The sequence below is a fragment of the Telluria sp. LT2P80 genome, assembly GCF_059685955.1.
This window is the reverse complement of record NZ_JCASIO010000009.1, coordinates 145,730-166,314: the sequence shown is the minus strand read 5'-3', so window position 1 is coordinate 166,314 and position 20,585 is coordinate 145,730. Positions and strand designations below refer to the sequence as shown.

The window sequence follows — 20,585 nt, the reverse complement described above, 5'->3', positions numbered from 1 at the left end:
CATGTCTGCCAAGTCACCCACCGTCATCGATCCGCGCTTCGCCCAGCCCGGCCATCCACCTGCCACCATCGACGAATTCGAGGGCGTGCGCTTCCTGCACCTTGGCACCTCGTGGGTACAGGGCGCGATGCGGCTGGCCAAGCCGGATACGATCGAGCTCGAATACGTGCAGATGATGATGATGTGGACGCTGTTCCAGAGCGCGCCGCGCCACGTCGTGCAGCTCGGCCTGGGCAGCGCCGCGCTGACCAAGTTCACGTATGCCCGCTTTCCCGATGCGCGCGTGACGGCCGTCGAACTGAACCCCAACGTGATCGCGATCTGCCGCGCCCTGTTCGGCCTGCCGGAAAACGATGCGCGCCTGGACGTGCGCGAGCAGGACGCGATGGACTTCGTGCTCGATCCGGCCAACCATGGCAAGGCCGACGTGCTGCAGGTGGACTTGTACGACCAGGACGCGCGCGGCCCGGTGCTCGATTCGGAAGCGTTCTACCAGGGCTGCCTGGATTGCCTGGCGCCGGGCGGCGTCATGACCGCCAACGTGTTCGGCGACTTCAGCAACTACGACAAGAATTTCCTGAACATGGAGCAGGTCTTCGACGCCGTCGTCTGGCTGCCCGAGGTGCACGATGCCAATGTGGTGGTGGTGGCGTTCAGGGACGCCCCGCAGCTGGACTTCTCAGTGCTCTACGAGCGCGCCGGCGAAATCAAGCGGCGCCTGAATCTGCCGGCCAAGAACTGGGTGAACGGCCTCAAGGAATGGATGCGCGACCATCAAGGCTGACATGGCGCGCCGTGCCCGCCCGATGCCCCGGCTCGGGCGACGCCACGCCCAGTTCGGACGCCGGCACCGGTGCGCCCAGCACCGCAAAAACGGTGCCGCATGACTCGCGCTCGAGCGCCAGCACGGGGAACACGCGTTCCAGGTTGGCGTACTTGGCCCAGGCCCCGGCGCCGCGCGACTGCGTGGGCGGAATCGACATCGCGGCATAGCCACGCGCGCCTCCCTCCACTGCTTCGATGCTGCGCCCACGCGCTGCCCGCGCGTCGTCCAGCGGCATCGGGATATCCGACGCGTCGAGACAGCGCACGCGCAACTGCGCACCCGGGAGTGGGTGGTCGCTGATCTTCTGATTGGGCGCGTGCCAGAGCTGCATCAGCACGATGCCGGTTGCGCTGTGGGCGTCCCAGGCGCTTTCGAGACTGCCGTAATGCTCGAGGCCATAGCGTTTGCAAAGCTGGGTGATATTCATGCTAATCGTTCCGTTGCCGTTGGCGCCGTTCCCGGACACGCCGGGCGGCGGGATCCTGCATGGCGCGCAGCAGGATCTCTCGTGAGACGTTGCAGCTTTCGAGGTACACCAGCCCTGCGTTGACGCCGCGCGTCTCGGCCAGGAATAACGCATATTCGGTGGCAAGCGCGGTTCGCTCGTCGGTTCGTCGCTGGATCATGGTGTGCTGCCTGAGGTGGTCGGCGGATTTCGCCCGCGCGGCGCACGGGCATGGTGAAATCCAGTCGGCGGAATGAACCGCCTGCCGCCGTGCCTGTTTGGCATGGTTAACGGCTATCGTAGCTTGTCGCGAGCCGCGCACATTTGAAAAACTTGTTAAATAACGTAACAATAAAACAATACTTTTCGAACATTATTTCTTTTGGAAAAGTGCTTAATACTCAAAGCATTACTCGCTACTCATGAAAGTATTGTTTAACGAGTAAACCTGTCTCTTTTGTACGACGTATTTGCTCCCGAGACACGATCGTACTTACTTATTTCACATGCTCGTTCGTCGGCACCCCCACCCCGTTGCTAAGATTAAATAATGCTCTGATAACAGGGCGACATAAAAATCGATGAAAAGGGGACAGAGGATGATGAAGCAAACACTGCCACGCCGCGCTCTGCTGGCGTCAGCCCTGTTGGCGGCGCTCGCACCAGCCAGCGCACAGGAAGCCGACAGCAATATGTCGCAAGTCGTGGTGCTTGGCTCGCGCACCCAGGCCAAGACGGCGCTCGATACCGCCGTGCCCGTGGGCCTGATCAGCACGAAAGACATCCAGTCAGCCGGTACGCTCGAACTGGGCAAGGTGCTGCAAGACCTCGACCCGTCGTTCAACTTCACGTCGACGTTCGTCAGCGACGGCACCGACATCATCCGCCCTGCCACGCTGCGCGGCCTCGGCCCCGACCAGCTGCTCGTGCTGATCAACGGCAAACGCCGCCACCAGCAGGCGCTGGTCAATGTGCAGCAGACGATCGGCCGCGGCTCGGCCGGCACCGACATCAACGCGATCCCGCTGTCGGCGATCCAGTCGATCGAAGTGCTGCGCGACGGCGCCGCCGCCCAGTACGGGTCGGACGCCATTGCGGGCGTCATCAACATCATCCTCAAGAAGGGTGTCGGTAACGGCATCGTCAGCGCCAGCGCCGGCACCACCGACGAAGGCGATGGCGACACCTACTCGGCCAGCGCCAGCCGCGGCTTCGCACTGGGCAGCGATGGCGGCTACCTGAACCTGTCGGTCGAAGCGCGCAAGCGCGACGAAACCAACCGCGCCGGCCTGGACACCGCGCGCGTGAATCCGCCGCGCGTCACGCAGCGCCTGGGCGACAGCAACGCCAAGGATTACTACCTGTGGATGAATTCGGCCCTGCCGATGGGCGGCGGCGAGCTGTATGCGTTCGGCGGCGCCTCGAAACGCAAGGGCGATTCGGGCGGCTTCTTCCGCCCGAAAGAAGATGGGCGCAACGTCCCGGCGGTGTACCCGGAAGGCTTCCTGCCGAACATCGTCACCACTGTGCAGGATGCGTCGCTCGCCGTCGGCTATCGCCACGACCTGGGCAAGGACTGGTCGATGGACGCGAGCGTGAACCATGGCCGCAGCCAGCTCCAGTTCCATGAACGGAACTCGATCAACGTCAGCTACTGGTACGAGAACGGCGAATCGCCGCGCGAAGCCGACACCGGCACGCTCAAGTTCGAGCAGACCACATTCAACCTCGACTTCAAGGGTCCGGTGAATCTAATGGGCGGCGAGCTGTTCGTCGCTGCCGGCGTCGAGTGGCGCCGCGATAACTACGAGATCGAGGCGGGCGACCCGGTCTCGTACCAGTACGGCCGCACCAACAACCCCGCCATCATCATCCGCGACCAGAACGGCGGCATCGCGGCCTCGGGCATCCAGGGCTTCCCGGGCTATACGCCATCGACGGCGGTCGACCAGGGCCGCCACAACACGTCCTTCTACGTCGACCTGGAGCGCAAGTTTGGCCCGGATGTCTCGGTCGGCGCGGCAGTGCGGCACGAGCGCTATTCGGACTTCGGCAACACGACGATCGGCAAGCTCAATGCGCGCTGGGACCCGAGCCGCTCGTTGGGCGTGCGCGGCAGTGTGTCGACGGGCTTCCGGGCGCCAGGCGTGCAGCAGAAGTTCTACAGCTCGGTCTCGACCAACCTGAATTCGGCCGGCGTGCTGACCGAAACGCTGACGGCGCGCGAAGACAGCGCCGTCACGCGCGCCTTCGGCATCGCACCGCTGAAGGAAGAAACGTCGAAGAGCGCCAGCATCGGCGTGATTCTGCGGCCGACCACCACGTTCTCGCTGACCGCCGACGTGTACCGCACCAAGATCGACGACCGCATCGTGTTCTCGAGCACGATCTCGCCAGAGTCGGGCGCCTGCGCGACACCGGCCGCATGCCCGATCCGCGCAATCCTCGATCCGCTGCGCGTGGGCCAGGCGCAGTTCTTCACCAATGCGATCGACACGTCGACGACGGGCCTGGACCTGGTAGCGCAGCAGACCATCCGCGGCCAGGGCTCGACCCTGGTGCTGTCCGGTCAGCTGGGCTTCAACAAGACCGAGGTCAAGGCGCGCAATTCGCAATCGCCCGTGCTGACCGGCGCGCAGCTGTTCGACGATGCGCAGGTGACGCTGATCGAACGCGGCCAGCCGCGCAAGCACCACGTGGTTTCGGCCGACTACACGGCCGGCGCCTGGAACGTGACGGGCCGCGCAAACTACTTCGGCGAAGTGCAGGGCCAGGGCTTCACGGCACCGTTCGTGCAGACGTGGGAAGCCAAATGGATCGTCGACCTGACGGGCCGCTACACATTCAACAAGAGCCTGAGCCTGTCGGCGGGGATCAACAACCTGTTCGACACCTACCCGACCAAATGGGACCCGGTACGCGCAGCCCCCTTCCCGCAACTGGGCTTCACCTACTGCTGGGAAACCTGCCCATTCGGGATGAACGGCCGCACGGCATACGTCAAGGCTGACTACACCTTCTAATGAAAACAGCGGGGGTCAGGTCTGACATTCGGACACGACCTCTGCAGGAACAGCCGGGGTCAGGTCTGACATTCGGACACGACCTCTTCATTAGTAGCTCGATCCGAGTTCAGAAGAGTAAGGAAAGTGCGTCTTTGCGATCAATTTCGGCACAGTTGTTGCATAGCCGTTCTGAATACGCATTGCTACAGCTGGGGCCGTGTCCGAATGTCAGACCTGACCCCGGCTTTTTTTTTCAGCGCCGCTCGCGCCACCATAGCAGCAGCATGGCCGCTGCGAAAGCGAGTGCGAATGGCCAGGATGGTGCCGGTCGTGTTGGTCCGTTCATCGTCTGGATCTGCGAACGGGCGGCGTAGTGCGCCGTTGCATCGCGCCGCTCGGCTGCCTGCCATTCGGGCCAGTCGTTCGTCGCGTACACATAGATTGCATGCGGGCCGGCGTTCTGGTCCTGCAATTGCAACCAGCCTGCTTTTTGCGGCCACAGCGCTGCGCATGATGCATCGGCGCGATCTGCGCGACGTTGCCAGCCAAGCGACTGATTCAGATCGGGAAGTGTCACCTGGCCACTGACGCCGCGCGCGCAGAGTTCCAGGCGCTGGCCTGCCAGCGGCATGTCGCCTGGGGCCAGCCATTCGGTCTTGTGCCGTTCTTCGACACCCACGCGGTCCAGCACGCCTTGCCACCACAGCGCCAGCGCGCGCGGCTCGGCGATCGCGTGGCGGTGCCATTCGGTGACGCCCAGCCAGGCGATGCGGCCCTGTTGCCAGTCGCGGGTCCAGACCATATTGTCAGTGCCGCGCCATGGACCGGCGTCGCGCGATGCGGGAAGCAGCGAGGCCACTGGCATTTCTAACGGCGCGTCGATCTTTGCGCCCAGTGGCTGTGCGCGCAGCGGCAGTTGCAGCGTGCGTGACCAGACGCCGGGATCGTTCGCGTTGCCGCCCAGGACCAGCAGCGGCATGCCCTTGGCCACGCGGTCCAGCAGCGCGCTGCGTTCGCCGGTCGCCATCCGCTCGAAGCGTGCAGCATCGATTACCATCAGGTTGGGCGAAGCCATCTCGGTGCGCGGCGCTTCGGTGCGCGTGATTGCGCGGCCCAGCGTGACTTGCCAGTCGAGCAGCGCGCCGCTAGCGGTCAGCAGGTCGTTCAGCACGCGAAGGTCGAACGATGGCGCGCCGAAGCGGCCGACGACCTGCAGCGGCGCTGGCGCATGCACGATGAACGGGACCGGTCCCTCGGCAATCACCTTGTCTTTGGCGTCAAGCAGCCGCGCCTTGAGCACGACGCGCTCGGCCACCGGCGGCATCCAGTCGACGCGCAGGTCGCCGGTGCCCCGCGCTTCTGCAAGCGGCTGGCCATTCTCGGCCAGCAGCTGCAGCCGCGCGTCGGTCTTGTCTTCGCGCTCCATCGTCAGCGTGAACTGGCGACCCAGCGCTACCTGGCTTGGAAACGCAAGCCGCAGCGTGCCGCCGCGTGGCGCTTCCCAAGCCAACGGCCGTGCCGGCAAATCATTCCATTCGGCGGTGCGCAGGCCATCGCCCTTCAGCGTCAGGCTGTTCACACCTTCGAGTGATGACGGTGGCGCGGCCGGATCGATGGCCAGCGTGCGGCCGCCCTCGCCCGGCATGCGCAAGTCCAGCGCGAACAGGCCCAGGCTCGCGGCGGCGACGATGACCAGCAGCGCATCGAGCCACTGGCGGCGGCGCAGATACAGGCCGGCGCTGACGATGCCTGCGACTACGATGCCGGCGATGAGCCACTGCTGGTTCATGGCCTGGCCGCTCCATCAGCCGACTCGCGCCAGCGGCGCGCGAACGCCGTATCGACACTGGTCTTCGCCTGCAACAGCACCTGCCCCTGCCCCGCGCCGGAGCGCAACCACGCGCGCAGCACCGGGCGGCAGGCGAGGCAGCCGTCGGCCACGTCCTGGATCGCGCGCTGCGCTGCCAGGCGCTGCTCATCCTCGACCAGGCGCGTGCGCACCCAGTCGTTCGCGGTGCGCATCCACAGCGCCGGCAGCGCGGCCTCACCCGATAAGGCCTGCACCAGCTCGCGCAGTTCTTCCGGCAGCGCCGCAGCCTGCTCCGCCTGCGTGCGGCGGTAGCTCGCGGCGCCGTCCATCTCGCCCGTCATGCGCTTTTCTTCCTTGATCGGTGGCGGCGTGAAGGCGGTCTTGTGCAGGTAGATGCGCTCGGCCTGCTGCAATTCCTTGATCGCTTCCAGAGCTTTGTGTTCGGGGGCCAGCGCGCTTTTCGGCGTGATCGCGCGCAGCGATTTTTCGGCTTCCCACATCGCGACCAGCGCACGCCGCAGCACCTTCTTGGTGCCTTCGTCGTACATCGTCGCGTTCTCGGCTTCGTCGTGCGCGTGGCCGTAGGTTGCCAGGATCTGCTGCGTCTCATTGACGATGCCGCCCTTGCGCTGATTCGGCTCGTCGTGATCGTGGTCATGGCCACCGGGTGCATGATCGTGGCCCTCGTGGCCTTCTTCTTCGTCAGGCTTCTCGGCGGCGCGTGGTGCCTTGGCCGCTTCCTCGCCGAACAGCGTCGACTCTTCGCCCAGGAACTGGCCATAACGGCGGCGCAGCTGCGCCTGGTCGTCGCCGATCCGCTCGCTGCGGTCACGCACGTCGGCGGCTGCCAGCTTCGTGCTGCGCATGTCGGCGATCAGCTGTTCGGTGTCGATGATGATCTGGCGCTGGCTGCGCAGCGACGCCGGCTTCACGAGCGACGGCATCGCCGCGCTCTCTTCTTCGGCCTCCTGTTCCGGCGCCGGACGCCGCACGGTGTACGTCGGCGACTGCACGGTCTGCGCGCGGCCCGCGTTGTCGGTCGCGCGGACGAAAAAATACAGCTCGTCGCCCGGCTCCATCGCCAGCTCGCTCAGGGCCCATGTCCTGGACCAGTTGCGCAACTTCGGATTGCTCGACGCCGGCAGCGGCATCTCGCGGTCCGTAAAGCGCACGTTCTCGCCGCTGCCCTGCGCAAGCGTCATGTGCAGCGTCGCACGGGTGATCCGGTAGTCGTCCTTGACCTGGACCGTCATCGTGGTGCCGGTCGCGTTGTCGCGCAGGTCCTGGATCATCTGCGCCGGGGCGCTGATCGTGATCTCGGGCGGCGCATCGGGAATCACGCGCAGCGTGTGGCGCGCGCCGCGCCAGCGCCAGACGACCGATTCGGTCGCCGTCCAGCGCGCGCACTGTTCACCGGGTTCGAGTGTTTCACCGTTACCCAGCTCGATTTTATTGTTGCCGCCCGTGCCACCGGTCAGGCACCACGTCACGACCGTCTGCTCCGGCACCTGCAGATCGCGCGGCGCCGACGTGGATGCCGCCACGCCCGTGTAGGCCGGCGGCGCGAGCTTGAGCGTCAGGCCGGCCAGCGTGGCGGCGGTCGCGCTGCTGACGGGGCTCGGCGGCGAGACTGCGCCCTCCTGCACCGGCCGCGTGGTCGCGTACCACACCATCCCCGCAAGCACCGCGCTGACCAGCAGAATCGGCAGACCGCTCGATACATGCTGGCGCGCGATCTGGCGCAGCTGCTGGCGCGAGACGGCCGCATCGAGCCGCGCGAACAGGCGCTGCTGCTGCAGGCGCGCGATCGGCGTGTCGGCCGCGTCGAGCAGGGCCGCGCTGTCTTCCATCTCGGGCACCGCGCCATCGAGCCACGCCGGCCATTCGTACGCCACGCGGCGGCGCAGCTTGACCCAGTCCAGCGCGCACCAGCCGGCCCAGGCCAGCAAACCCGGACCCGAAGGAATGACCAGCCAGGGCAAGGCCCCGCCGATCCAGAGCGGCATGCGGCGCAGCTGGGCTGCGCGCCATACTCGTTTGGTGATCTCAACGCCTCCGTGCATGCGCGAGACTCCTTTCAAGGACGAACAAGCCGACCAGGATGGCCAGCAGGATGTCGCGCAGTGCGCCGCTCGGCGCCGGTGCGTTGGCGCCTTTCGAGGCGGCGAACGTTTGCGACGGCAAGGTGTAGGGACGCGGCCCGATGTGCAGCTGCTGCCAGGTGTCGAGCAGCCCGCGCGCGGCGTCGACATCCTGCGGCGGCCATGCGGGGTGGTGCCACAGGCGGCCACGCGCGCTGTCGGCGTACTGCAAACCGTTCAGCGTGCGCGCCTTGGCCAGCTCGGGGAACGCCGCCGGGTTGGTCACCCACCACAGCGAGGCACGCAGCGTGGCAGGCGGCGCCTCGGCGCGGTCCCAGATGATCAGGTCCGTCCTGGCGCCCGGCGCATCATCCACGACGATCTTCTCGACACCATCCTGCGCCGCGAACAGGCGGCGCCAGGCTTGTGGGCGCTCGCTGGCAATAACCACGTGCCGCTCGACGTTGGCCGGCACGGTCGGCTGCGTACGCACCGTCACAGCGCGGCCAAACACCGGCTTCGAGGCCGGCATCGGCACGTCACCCAGCACCAGCAGGCGCGCGTCGCCAGTCCATTCGCGTTCATGCGTGTGCAACCAGGGCAATGCCTGCGCCGCCGGTAGCGTCACGCGCTCGGCTTGTGCCAGACCAGCCTGCGCGGCTTCGCGCTCGACCCAGACCTTATCAGCGCCCGCGGTCACGACCACCGTGTCGCCGCGCCACGGGTAGACCGGGTCAGCCAGCCAAGCGATGAGCACCGCGAGTAACAAGCAGCGCACCAACAGCAGCAGCGGATCGCTCCAGCGCCACACGCGCGTCTGTTTCGGCTCGGTGCGCGGCAAGAAACGCGCAGTGGCCATCAGTGCGGCCTGGTTCTGCACGCGCTTGCGCCGGTGCCACCAGACCGGCAGCAGCAACACGGGAAGCGCAAACCACCAGAGTGCATTCATGGGCGATTACCTCGATGGCCGGCGCAGCCAGCGCCGCAGCACGTCGCCCGGCGCCTGCTCGATGGCGGCCAGCGTCAACGGCATGTCATTCCTGCGGCACTGGGCCATCACCCGATCGAAGTGTTCCATGCGGTTGCGGCGGTAGCCTTCTTTCAGGTCGGCGCCGAAGCGGAACACCCCTTCGTCATGCTCGGGGTCGCGGTACGCCTGCGTGTCAGGGAAGCTGGCATCAATTTCGGCCTGCGTCTGCAGGCACAGCACGCGTACGTCGTGGCGCATCTGGCGCAGCCGGGTTAATGCCAGCGACAGCGGCGACGGCCAGTCGAGCAAGTCGCTCGCTGCGTAGATGGCGCTGGGCGAGAGGGCAAAGTGCAGGCTGGCCTTGAGCGTTTCGGCGTCCGGCAACTGGCCGGCGGGTATGGCGCGCTGCAGTTGCGCCAGCACGCGCTGCAGATGGCGCGGGCCGCGATTGGCGGGCGTGAACGTCACCTTGCCGTCGCTCAGGATCACCAGCCCGAACGCATCGCCCTGGCGCTGCGCGATGGCGGCCACACAGGCGAGCAGCGTGCGCGCGCAGGTCAGTTTGTCGATGCCCTCAATGCTGCGGCTTGGTTCGGCCATCGATGCGCTGGCGTCGAGGATCAGCCAGACGGCCACGTGGCTATCGCGCTCCGCCTCGCGCACAAAATAACGGTCGGCGCGCGCGGCCAGCTTCCAGTCGACGCGGCGCCACTCGTCACCCGGCACGTACGAGCGGTACTCGGAAAACTCGACGCCGGCACCGCGCTCGCGGCCCGCGTGGATGCCGTGCCCGAGCCCGGCCAGCACGTGACGGATCACGAGATCAAGCCGGGTCGTATGCGCGATCAGCGCCGAATTCACGGACGACATTCTGCGATCGCCAATTACGCTACCTTGATCTCGCGCTGCAGCGACTGCAACACATCGGCGATGGCGATGCCGTCGGCTTCGGCCTCGAAGTTGCGCAGCACGCGGTGCGCCAGCACCGGCAGCAGCATCGCGCCGATGTCGTCGCGGGTCACGGCCAGCCGGCCCTGCATCAGCGCGCGCGCTTTCGACGCCAGCACCAGTGCCTGGCCGGCGCGCGGCCCGGCGCCCCAGCCGATGTGCTTTTTGACGGCATCCACCGTCGTCTCGCTTGGCCGCGTGGCGCGTACCAGGCGTGTGGCATAGCGCACCAGATGGTCACCAATCTCGATGTCGCGCACCAGCTGTTGCAGGCGCAGCAGCGTGGCGACATCCATCACCGGCTCGGCGTCCTGCAAGCCGGCGTGCGTCGTGCGCGAAACCATCAGCACTTCTTCGTCTTCGGTCGGGTACACGACATCGATGCGCAGCAGGAAGCGGTCCAGCTGCGCTTCCGGAAGCGGATACGTACCGGCCTGCTCGATCGGGTTCTGCGTGGCCAGAACAAAGAATGGCCGTGGCAGTTTATGCGTCTGGCCGGCGAAGGTGACCGAGCGTTCCTGCATCGCTTCGAGCAGCGCCGACTGCGTTTTTGGTGGCGCGCGGTTGATCTCGTCGGCCAGCAGCACTTGCGTAAACACCGGGCCAGGCTGGAAGCGGAACGCGCGCTGGCGCGTGGCCTGGTCTTCTTCGAGGATCTCGGTGCCGACGATATCCGACGGCATCAGGTCGGGCGTGAACTGCACGCGCCTGAACTGCATGTCGGTCGCCTGCGCCAGGGATTTCACGAGCAGCGTCTTGCCCAGCCCCGGCACGCCTTCGACCAGTGCGTGGCCGCCGGCCAGCAGGCACGTAACGAGCAGGTTGACGACGTCTTCCTGGCCAATGATCACGCGCGCCATGCTGGCTTTGAGCTCGCCCACTTTCGCCGTCAGTGCAGCGATTTCCTGTTCGTCCCACGCTATCGAATTACTCTCAGCCACTGGTCATGCTCCCAACGCATATTGAATGATGTTTACTGCAAAGCGGGTGTTGTCCACCGCCAGAAAACGCTTGTTGCGAAAGTCGTAATCCCACTCGCAGCCATAGTCCTTGTTCGAGTACAGCACGCGCACGCGCCCGCCAATCTCGATCGCCTTCAGATACTCGTGCACCAGATCGTCGCCCCAGCCATTGAGCTCCATGCCGGTCGTGGGCGGACCATCCTCGAACTTGAAGAAGCACGAATACAGCGGGTGCTTGTTCGGGATTTTCTTCAGCGCGTTCAGCCCGAAGATCTTGGCCATCTCGGCCTCGAACGACTTGGCGAACAGGCCGTCGATGTCGTGGTTGCAGTCGTCGACAAAAACAAAGCCGCCGCCACGCACGTATTGTTCGAAGTTGCGCCGCTCCGCTGGCGTGAACTGCACCAGCTTGTGGCCAGCCAGGTAGCAGAACGGCGCCTGCAGCATCTTCGGGTCGGACAAGGCCACCATGCGTTCCGTCGTATCGACCCGCAACGTGGTGTACTCCACGAGGGAGTTCAGCACGTTGCTCGGCATGCGGACATCCACATCCCAGTTGCCCGATTCGTACATCAGGCGCGTGAAGTAGAAGTCAAAACTGGCCATGTCTTTGCCCGACCGTCAGACCGCGTCCGACAGCGACGTGAAGTTGAAGTCACGCACCTTCATCGGCGGCAGCACCATCTGGAACGGCACCTCGTCGCCACCGATAATCTGGGGCTTGCCCAGTTCATCGATGTTATTCAGGATCGTGACCGGGCTCTCGTTGAAGCGGAAGTTCTTGAGCGGGTACTTGATCTTGCCGTTTTCGACGTAGAACGTGCCGTCGCGGGTCAGGCCCGTGAGCAGCAGCGACTGCGGATCGACCATGCGGATATACCAGGTGCGCGTGACGACGATGCCCTTCTTGGTGCCTTCGATCAGCTCTTCCAGCGACTTGGTACCGCCCGCCATGATCATGTTGCCGTGTTCCGCGGTGGCGCGCTTGCCGGTCTTTTGCGCCCAGTAGCGCGAGTAGTCCAGCGAGGCGATGCGGCCATCCTTGATCAACTGGGTGCGCTCGCGCGGCAGCAGCGATTCGTTGTCCCATGGCGCAACCGGTACGTCCTTGTCCCACGGATCGGCCCAGACATTGACCTGGCTGTCGAACAGCTTGTCGCCCAGGCGGTTGCCCCCGCCCTTCTTGGCCAGGAAGCTGCGGCCTTCGTCGGCCGAGCGGGCCGAGAACGCGCTGAACATATTGCCGAGGATTTCCGACGTCGCCGCCGGCTCCAGGATCACCGTGTAGCGGCCTGGCTCCAGCGCGCGGGCGTCGACCGACCGCAGCGCCTTTTCGATGGCGACCTCGGATGCTTCACGCGCATCGAAGCGCGCCGCATCGACGGCGGCGCGGGTGACCCAGCCCGAACCGCGGCCGTCTTCGGTACGCGCGGTGAGGCTGAACGACAGGTCGGTGAAGTCCTGGTGGCCGAACACGCCGTTCGAATTGGCGATCGTCGAAAAGCGCGTGCTGTCGGTGAAGAAGCCCGCCGTGACGAGTTTCTTGGCGCGCGCCATCTCGATGCTGGTGGCAGCAACCGACGCCCGGAAATCCGGATCGATCGCTGCGGTGGCCGGCACGAAGGTGCTGGTGGCGCGGTAGGCCTGCTTGGAAATCGCCGGCATGAACTCCGGGTTTTCCGGCGACAGGCGCGCCAGTTCTTCGGCGCGGCGCACGGCCTTTTCCAGCGACTTGTCGTCGAATTCGTTGACGATCGCGGTGCCGCTGCGTTTGCCGAAGGCCACGCGCACGACGAGCTGCATGTCTTCGGTCAGGCCGGCGGTCGAGACGCTGTTGCGCGCGAAGCGCACGTTGCCCACACGGCTGCCTTCGATCGACACGGTGCACTCGTCGGCTTTCGACATGGCGAGCACGCGGTCGGTGATGCGTTTTGCTTGGTCCTGATTGAGCGCTTTCATCTTGGTTTCCTCAGCCGATCTTGCGTGCGGTGTTGATGACATTGATGCCGTTGAAGCGCGTGGTGCTCGACCCGTGCGACACGGCGCTCACCTGGCTTGGCTGGCCCTTGCCATCGAAGAAGGACCCGCCCATGCGCCAATCGCGCTCGTCGCAGATCGCGGTACAGGCATTCCAGAATTCCTGCGTGTTGGCCTGGTAGGCCACGTCTTCCAGCGGGTTCGTGATCTTGCCGTTCTTGATTTCGTAATACAGCGTGCCGCCAAACTGGAAGTTGTAGCGCTGCTGGTCGATCGAGTACGAACCGCGGCCCAGGATGTAGATGCCCTTCTTGACGTCGGCCACCATCTCATCCGGGGTGAGCCGACTCTTGCCCGGCTCGAGCGAGACGTTCGGCATGCGCTGGAATTGCACCGTGCTCCAGCTGTCGGCATACGAGCAGCCATGCGATTCCTTCTCGCCGATGATGTGGGCCTGGTCGCGCGTGGCCTGGTAATTCACCAGCACGCCGTTGCGGATGATGTCCCACTTCTTGGCCGCGACGCCTTCGTCATCAAAGCCGATCAGACCCAGCGAGCCTGGCGTGGTGCGGTCCGCCACAAAATTGACGCGCTCCGCACCGTACTTGAATTTTTTGGTTTCCCACTTGTCGAGGCCCGCGAAGCTGGTGCCCGCGTAGTTGGCTTCGTAACCGAGCACGCGGTCCAGTTCCGTCGGGTGGCCGACGTTTTCGTGGATCGTCAGGAACAGGTGTTCGGGGCTGAGCACCAGGTCGTACTTGCCCGGTTCGACCGACTTGGCCGACAGCTTTTCGCGCGCCTGCTTGCCGGCCATGCGGGCGTCTTCGATGATGTCGTAGGCGTTCTTGTACAGGCTCGTGACGCCGCCGGCGGCGCGCACCTTGTTCTCGGGGCGCGCGTCGAAGTATTCATAACCCATCGACGCCGGGGCGCCCAGGCCACCGCGCGAGCGGAACTTGCCGCTCTTCTTGTCGACGGCGGTGGCATTGATCGGCGCCCACAGACGGTGGATGTCCTGATCGATGTACGAGCCGTCGGTCGAGGCAAAATACTTTTGCTGGTTGATCTGGAAGAGCGACGCGGTCATGAAGTTCGCGCCCGCATCCAGCCCCGCCTTGTTGGCGGCGATCAGCATGTCGGCCTTTTCCTTGACCGGAATCGTGCGCCAGTCCTTCTTGAGCGGCGTGGCCCAAGCCACTTCGCCCACGCCCTTGACGGGCGCCAGGCGCACCGGCTCGGTCTGCAGCCTGGCGTTGGCCTTGGCAATCGCCACGGCCTGGCGCGCGGCGCCGGCCACGCCATCGGTCGTCATGTCGTTGGTCGAGGCGAAGCCGTAGGCGCCGCCGGCGATCACGCGCACGCCGACGCCGCTCGATTCGGTGTTGTTGATGCTTTCGACGTTCAGGTCACGCGTGATGACGAACTGGTTCAGGTAGCGGCCAATGCGCACGTCGCAGTACGACGCACCGGCTTGCGTCGCCGCGTTCATCGCGGTGTCGGCCAGGGCTTTCTTGGCGCTTGCCGCCATCGGGTTGAGCAGGTCTTCGGCCGCGATCGCGTTGCCGAACACCGGAATGAACAGCGCGCCAGCCGTGCCGGCGCCGATATGCAGGAATTGTCGACGTTCCATGTGTGTTATCCGTTTGCGGTTGCGCGTCATTCCCGCGCTGGCGGGAATGACGGTGTTGCAGCGATGGGGCTTAAACCGCGTCCGACAGCGACGTGAAGTTGAAGTCGCGGATCTTCATCGACGGGATCAGCATCGAGTAGCGTGCTTCATCGGCGCCGATGACCACCGGCTTGCCGATTTCCTCGATATTGTTCAGCATCGACACCGGGCTTTCGTTGAAACGGAAGTTCTTGATCGGGTGTTTGATCTTGCCGTTTTCAACGTAGAACGTGCCATCGCGCGTCAGGCCCGTGAGCAGCACCGATTGCGGATCGACCATGCGGATATACCAGGTGCGCGTGACCAGCACACCCTTCTTGGTATTCGCGATCAGCTCCTCGGTGGTCTTGTTGGTGCCGGCCATGATGATGTTGCCGGCCGCGCCCACCGCGCGCTGGTTCTTCTGCTGCGCCCAGAAGCGCGAGTAGTCCAGTGCATTGATCTTGCCATCCTTGACCAGCTCCACGCGCTCGCGCGGCAGCATGTTGTCGTCCCACGGCAGCACCGCGACATCCTTGTCCCACGGGTCGGACCAGATGTTGACCTGCTGGTCGAACAGCTTGTCGCCCAGGCGATTCTTGCCGCCGGCTTTCGACAGGAAGCTGCGGCCCTCATCGGCGCGGCGCGCATCGAAACCACCCAGCATGAAGCTGAGCAGGTCGGACGTGGCAGCCGGTTCCATGATGACCGTATAGCGACCCGGTTCCAGTGCCTTGGCGTCGACCGAGCGCAATGCTTTCTCGATCGCGATTTCGGCCGCTTCGCGCGGATCGAATTTGGCGACGTCGCGCGCCGAGCGCTTGACCCAGCCCGAACCGCGGCCGTCTTCGGTGCGCACGGTCAGCGTGAAGTCCAGCGACGTTACCACCTGGTGGCCGAACAGGCCATTCGAGTTGGCGATGGTTTCAAAGCTGGTGCGGTCGGTGAAGAAGCCGGCCGACACCAGGCCGCGCTTGCGGCAGCCTTCGATCGCATAAGCCGCAGCCTGCGCGCGGTATTCCGGATCGATGTCGGCGGTCTTCTGCACGAACGTGTCCGATGGCTTGTAGGCGGTCTTGGCGATGGCCGGAATGAATTCCGGATTGTCAGGCGCCAGGCGCGCCAGGTCCTCGGCGCGGCGCACCGCGCGCTCGATCGACTTGTCGTCGAATTCGTTGATGGTCGCGGTGCCCTGCTTTTTACCGAAGGCGACCTGCACCTGGATGCGGGTGTCGTCGGCCAGGCCGGCGGTCGAGACAGCGTTGCGCGCAAAGCGGATATTGCCGATGCGGTTGCCCTCGATGTTGACGATGCATTCATCGGCTTTGCTCAGCGACAGCACGCGGTCGGTGATGCGTTTGGTTTGTTCCTGGGTCAAGATACTCATGTGCGCCCCTGCTTAGCCGATCTTGCGAGCGGTGTTGATCACATTGATGCCGTTGAAGCGCGTGGTCGACGAACCATGCGAGACGATGCTGATCTGCGGCGGCTGTCCTTTGCCGTCGAAGAACGAACCGCCCATGCGCCAGTCGCGTTCATCGCAGATGGCGCTGCAGGCGCCCCAGAATTCCTGCGTGTTCGACTGGTAGGCCACGTCTTCCAGCATCTGGCCGATCTTGCCGTCCTTGATTTCGTAGAACAGCTGGCCGCCAAACTGCGAGTTGTAGCGCTGCTGGTCGATCGAGAACGAGCCATCGCCGACGATGTAGATACCCTTCTTGATGCCCTTGACCATCTCGTCCGGCGTCAGCTTGGTCTTGCCCGGTGCGAGCGAGACGTTCGGCATGCGCTGGAACTGGACCGTGTTCCAGCCGTCCGCATACGAGCAGCCATGCGATTCTTTTTCGCCGATGATGTGGGCCTGGTCGCGCGTGGCCTGGAAGTTGACCAGGATGCCGTCCTTGATGATGTCCCAACGCTTGGATTTCACACCCTCGTCGTCGAAGCCGATGGCGCCCAGCGAGCCTGGCGTGGTCTTGTCGGCGAAGATGTTGACGATTGGCGAGCCATACTTGAAGGTCTTCGATTGCAGCTTCTCGAGCGTGGCAAAGCTGGTGCCGGCGTAGTTGGCTTCGAAGCCCAGCACGCGATCGAGCTCCGTCGGGTGGCCGACGTTCTCGTGGATGGTCAGCCACAGGTGTTCGGGCGCCAGCATCAGGTCGTACTTGCCCGGCTGGACCGACTTGGCGGTCAGCTTGCGCTTGGCGTCGCGGCCGGCGGCGCGGGCGTCTTCGATAATGTCATACGATTCGGTGTACAGCGTGGCGATGCCGCCGGCGGCCTTGATCTTGTGCTCGGGCCGCGCGTCGAAGTACTCGTACCCCTTGCCCACCGGGGAGCTGAGGCCGGCGCGCGAGCGGAACTTGCCGCTGGCCTTGTCGACCGCGGTGGCCGAGAACGGCGCCCACAGGCGATGCACGTCCTGGTCGATGTACGAGCCGTCGGTCGAGGCAAAATACTTTTGCTGGTTCACCTGGAACAGCATCGACTGCATGAAGTTCGCGCCGCCTTCCATGCCGGCCTTGTTCGCGGCGATCAGCATGTCGGTCTTCTCGGCGATCGGCACGGTGCGCCAGTCTTTCTTGATCGGGGTGCTCCATGACACGTCGCCCACGCCCTTGACTGGTGCGAGGCGCACCGGTTCGGTCTGCAGCTTGGCGTTTGCCTTGGCGATTGCCACGGCCTGGCGCGCCGCATTCGCGATGCCATCGGTCGACATGTCGGACGTCGCGGCAAAGCCGTAGGCGCCATTCACGATCACGCGCACGCCCACGCCGGCCGACTCGGTGTTGGCCACGTTTTCGACGTTCAGCTCGCGCGTGGTGATGAACTGGTTGAGGTAGCGACCGATGCGCACGTCGGCGTAGCTGGCGCCGGCCTTGGTGGCGGCGTTGAGCGCGACATCGGCCAGCGCCTTCTTGGCGGCCACTGGCATGCTGCTGGTGAGCTCTTCGGCAGCGATGGCGCGTCCGAAAGGCAGCAGCATCGAGGCGGCTGCCCCGCTGCTGAGATTAAGAAAGGTACGGCGTTCCATGAGATCTCCTGAATAACCTTCGTCCGGGCAGCGGTTCCGCGAACAGCTCGGGCCGCTCTTGTAATTACAGCTCTTATGCTTTGGTTTTATGACAGATGAAAACGTGACAAACCGCGCAACCTTAGCAGCAACTTAAGACTTTGAATAGGCAAATGTTGTGCCACCACAATGCACAAATTTGTACGTACCTTGCGCAGCTTCTTTTCTCCCTTCATCCCGTCAATACGGGCCGGAACGCCCGCCACACATGCATATGTGACGAACGCTTGACTGTGCGCCGTGCCTCCCGGATCATCAGCGCAGCGACGACGGCGCACCGCCCGTCGTCAACCATCATGGAGACCTCGCACAATGAAACGACTGATCCTGGCCGCAATGCTGGCAACCGGCATCGCCGGCGCCGCACACGCGGACGACGCCCTGAAATCCGCCATCGCCGGCGAGCACCGCGCTGCCGCCAACAAGGCCCGCGATGCATTCCGCCACCCTTACGAAACCCTGACCTTCTTCGGCATCAAGCCGACCATGACGGTCATCGAACTCTCGCCGGGCGGCGGCTGGTACACCGAGATCCTGGCGCCCTACCTGCGCGAGAACGGCAAGCTGATTGGCGCTGGCGGTTCGCCGGAATCCCGCGGCGGCAAGGCCTATCGCGACAAGCTCGCTGCCGACGCCAAGGTCTACGACAAGGTGATGCCGGTGGTGTTCGAACCGCCGACCCGCTTCGAGCTGGGTGCGCCGAACAGCGCCGACATGGTCGTCACCTTCCGTAACCTGCACAACTGGCTGGGCGCGGGCGACGAAGCCGTGGTCACCACGCTCAAAGAAGTCCACAAGGTCCTCAAGCCGAATGGCGTGCTGGGCGTGGTCGAGCACCGCCTGCCGGTCAAGATGACGCAGGATGCGAAGGCATCGAGCGGCTACATGCACGAAGCGTATGTGATCCGCATGGCCGACCTGGCCGGCTTCAAGCTGGCCGCCAAATCCGAAGTGAACGCCAATCCGAAGGACAAGGCGGACCATGAAAAAGGCGTGTGGACGCTGCCGCCGGTGCTGGCCAACAAGGACAAGGACCGCGAGAAGTACATGGCGATCGGCGAGAGCGATCGCATGACGCTCAAGTTCGTCAAGAAGTAAGCAGCCTGCATGACGTGGGAAGGCCGAAGCCTTCCCACGTATTTTCTTTTGCGGCGCACGTGTATATTCTTCCGGTTGATATCCCCCTCGCGCAACCGAAGGAAACCATGAAGACTTTGCGATTCGCCGTTCTCGCGCTGGCCGTCTCCGGCGCGCTCCATGCCCAGGAAACCACGCCGCCCGAGGCCCAGCCGGCCGCTGCCACCGCGGTTCCCACCCCCGCTGTCCCTGCCGCATCGCGCACCACCACGCCCGCCCCCGCCCTGCCTGCCGTCGAAAACTCGGTCGTCAAGATTTTTGCCACCGTGCGCCGGCCCGACCCGTACAAGCCCTGGACCAAGTCGGCACCAGCGGCCATTACAGGCTCCGGCGTCATCATCGAGGGCAAGCGCATCCTGACCAACGCCCACGTGGTGGGTTACGCCAGCCAGGTCGAGGTGCAGGCCAGCCAGTCGGGAGACAAGGTGTCGGCGAAGGTCATCGCGCTGGCTCGCGGGCTCGATCTAGCGGTGCTGGAGCTCGATGATCCCAGCTTCTTCGACAAGCGCCCGCCGGTGCCACGCGCAGCCGTGCTGCCGGACGTGCGCCAGCAGGTGTTCGCCTACGGCTACCCGGTCGGCGGCAATTCGCTGTCGACCACCACCGGCATCATCTCGCGCGTGGAATTCGTCAACTACGGCGCTTTCAGCTCGGGCCTGCGCATCCAGATCGACGCGCCGATCAACCCGGGCAACAGCGGCGGGCCGGTGATCGCCGGCGAGCGCATGATCGGCCTGGCGTTCGCCAACGTGACCAATGCGCAGAGCATCGGCTACGTGATCCCGAACGAAGAAATCGAACTGTTCCTGCGCGACGTGGCCGATGGGGTCTACGACGGCAAGCCGCTGCTGCACGACAGCGTGCAGACGCTGGAAAGCCCGGCGCTGCGCCAGTACCTCAAGCTCGACAAATCGGTCGAGGGCGCGGTGGTGCACCGGCCGTACCGCACCGACGCCGCCTGGCCGCTGAAGGAGTGGGACGTGATCACCCACATCGGCGAGCATGCGATCGACAACCAGGCGATGGTCAAGCTGGGCTCGAGCCTGCGCGTGCGCTTCCAGTACCGCATCCAGCAGGTGGCGAAGAACGGCAAGGTGCCGATGTCGATCATCCGGGGCGGCAAACCAATGAAGGTCGAGGTACCGGCCACCGGCGCGCGCCCGCTCCTGATCCCGGACCTGGACGGCGGCTATCCGTCGTACTTCATCTATGGCCCGGTGGCGTTCTCGCGCGCCACCAGCGAATTCATGGCCTTTGTCAGCGGCAGCGCGCCGGGGATGAATGCGTATGCGTTCAACGCCAGTCCTCTTGTGACGCAACGCGGCGATTCACCGACACCCGAGCGCGAAGAACTGGTCGTGATCAGCGCGCCGTTCTTCCCGCACAAGCTGGTGAGCGGCTACAGCAACCGCTTCGGATCGGTCGTGGAATCGGTCAATGGCAAGCCGGTACGCAGCCTGGCGCATCTGGTGGCACTGCTGCGCGACCTGAAGGACGAGCAGGTGGTGCTGAAGTTCGATCAGCGCTATGGCGAGACGATGATTCTGCCGCGCCAGGCGACGCTGGATGCGACCGAGGAAATCCTGTCGGACAACGGGGTGCGCTCGCAGGGCTCGGACGACATGATGAAGGTGTGGCAGAAGCGGTAACCCGCACTGCCGCCACCATGACGACGCCCGCACCTGCATGCGGGCGTCATTCGT

At 64.8% G+C, this 20,585-nt stretch carries 16 protein-coding genes; 4 read left to right on the top strand and 12 right to left on the bottom strand.

Annotated elements, in window-relative coordinates; translation table 11 throughout:
• Window position 1 precedes the first annotated feature (1 nt).
• On the top strand, window positions 2-784 hold the full coding sequence (locus AC56LW_RS20910; protein WP_183554344.1) for a spermine/spermidine synthase domain-containing protein: 783 nt from the start codon (window positions 2-4) through the stop codon (window positions 782-784).
• On the opposite strand, the gene AC56LW_RS20905 is transcribed toward AC56LW_RS20910, so the two are convergent.
• Both AC56LW_RS20905 and AC56LW_RS20900 read right to left on the bottom strand, forming a co-directional pair.
• Complete coding sequence (locus tag AC56LW_RS20905; RefSeq protein WP_332533285.1) at window positions 753-1,253, bottom strand: hypothetical protein; 501 nt, start codon at window positions 1,251-1,253, stop codon at window positions 753-755. The genes AC56LW_RS20910 and AC56LW_RS20905 overlap by 32 nt on opposite strands.
• A gap of 1 nt (window position 1,254) precedes the next feature.
• Window positions 1,255-1,452: a hypothetical protein gene (locus tag AC56LW_RS20900; RefSeq protein ID WP_482896984.1), complete on the bottom strand. Its 198-nt coding sequence runs from the start codon at window positions 1,450-1,452 to the stop codon at window positions 1,255-1,257.
• Between the two features lie 418 nt (window positions 1,453-1,870).
• Between AC56LW_RS20900 and AC56LW_RS20895 the strand changes: the two genes are divergently transcribed.
• Window positions 1,871-4,294, top strand: a complete 2,424-nt coding sequence (locus AC56LW_RS20895; RefSeq protein ID WP_332533287.1) for a TonB-dependent receptor plug domain-containing protein — start codon at window positions 1,871-1,873, stop codon at window positions 4,292-4,294.
• A gap of 235 nt (window positions 4,295-4,529) precedes the next feature.
• Here AC56LW_RS20895 and AC56LW_RS20890 read toward each other — a convergent pair whose 3' ends face one another.
• The 10 genes from AC56LW_RS20890 to AC56LW_RS20845 all read right to left on the bottom strand — a co-directional run bounded on the left by AC56LW_RS20890 (window position 4,530) and on the right by AC56LW_RS20845 (window position 17,706).
• The gene (locus AC56LW_RS20890; RefSeq protein WP_499637273.1) at window positions 4,530-6,065 is read right to left on the bottom strand and encodes a hypothetical protein; all 1,536 of its coding nucleotides are present in this window, start codon (window positions 6,063-6,065) and stop codon (window positions 4,530-4,532) included.
• The gene (locus tag AC56LW_RS20885) at window positions 6,062-8,149 is read right to left on the bottom strand and encodes a hypothetical protein (protein ID WP_499637271.1); all 2,088 of its coding nucleotides are present in this window, start codon (window positions 8,147-8,149) and stop codon (window positions 6,062-6,064) included. Before AC56LW_RS20885 ends, AC56LW_RS20890 begins: the two co-directional genes overlap by 4 nt.
• On the bottom strand, window positions 8,133-9,116 hold the full coding sequence (locus AC56LW_RS20880) for a BatA domain-containing protein (protein ID WP_499637270.1): 984 nt from the start codon (window positions 9,114-9,116) through the stop codon (window positions 8,133-8,135). Before AC56LW_RS20880 ends, AC56LW_RS20885 begins: the two co-directional genes overlap by 17 nt.
• A gap of 6 nt (window positions 9,117-9,122) precedes the next feature.
• Complete coding sequence (locus AC56LW_RS20875) at window positions 9,123-10,007, bottom strand: DUF58 domain-containing protein (RefSeq protein WP_499637269.1); 885 nt, start codon at window positions 10,005-10,007, stop codon at window positions 9,123-9,125.
• Window positions 10,008-10,021: 14 nt separating this feature from the next.
• On the bottom strand, window positions 10,022-11,026 hold the full coding sequence (locus tag AC56LW_RS20870) for an AAA family ATPase (protein ID WP_332533292.1): 1,005 nt from the start codon (window positions 11,024-11,026) through the stop codon (window positions 10,022-10,024).
• 3 nt (window positions 11,027-11,029) lie between these two features.
• Entirely contained in the window at window positions 11,030-11,653 is a 624-nt protein-coding gene (locus AC56LW_RS20865; protein WP_183554362.1) for a DUF4159 domain-containing protein, read from the bottom strand.
• 15 nt (window positions 11,654-11,668) lie between these two features.
• Complete coding sequence (locus AC56LW_RS20860) at window positions 11,669-13,006, bottom strand: TldD/PmbA family protein (protein ID WP_332533293.1); 1,338 nt, start codon at window positions 13,004-13,006, stop codon at window positions 11,669-11,671.
• A 10-nt stretch (window positions 13,007-13,016) separates the two neighbouring features.
• Complete coding sequence (locus AC56LW_RS20855) at window positions 13,017-14,654, bottom strand: TldD/PmbA family protein (RefSeq protein WP_332533294.1); 1,638 nt, start codon at window positions 14,652-14,654, stop codon at window positions 13,017-13,019.
• A gap of 70 nt (window positions 14,655-14,724) precedes the next feature.
• A complete protein-coding gene (locus tag AC56LW_RS20850) occupies window positions 14,725-16,059 on the bottom strand; it encodes a TldD/PmbA family protein (RefSeq protein WP_499637267.1) in 1,335 nt (444 codons plus the stop codon).
• A 12-nt stretch (window positions 16,060-16,071) separates the two neighbouring features.
• Window positions 16,072-17,706, bottom strand: a complete 1,635-nt coding sequence (locus AC56LW_RS20845; protein WP_183554370.1) for a TldD/PmbA family protein — start codon at window positions 17,704-17,706, stop codon at window positions 16,072-16,074.
• 351 nt (window positions 17,707-18,057) lie between these two features.
• Between AC56LW_RS20845 and AC56LW_RS20840 the strand changes: the two genes are divergently transcribed.
• The gene (locus AC56LW_RS20840; RefSeq protein ID WP_332533296.1) at window positions 18,058-18,843 is read left to right on the top strand and encodes a class I SAM-dependent methyltransferase; all 786 of its coding nucleotides are present in this window, start codon (window positions 18,058-18,060) and stop codon (window positions 18,841-18,843) included.
• Between the two features lie 107 nt (window positions 18,844-18,950).
• Complete coding sequence (locus AC56LW_RS20835) at window positions 18,951-20,531, top strand: S1C family serine protease (RefSeq protein WP_499637265.1); 1,581 nt, start codon at window positions 18,951-18,953, stop codon at window positions 20,529-20,531.
• Window positions 20,532-20,585: the final 54 nt, after the last annotated feature.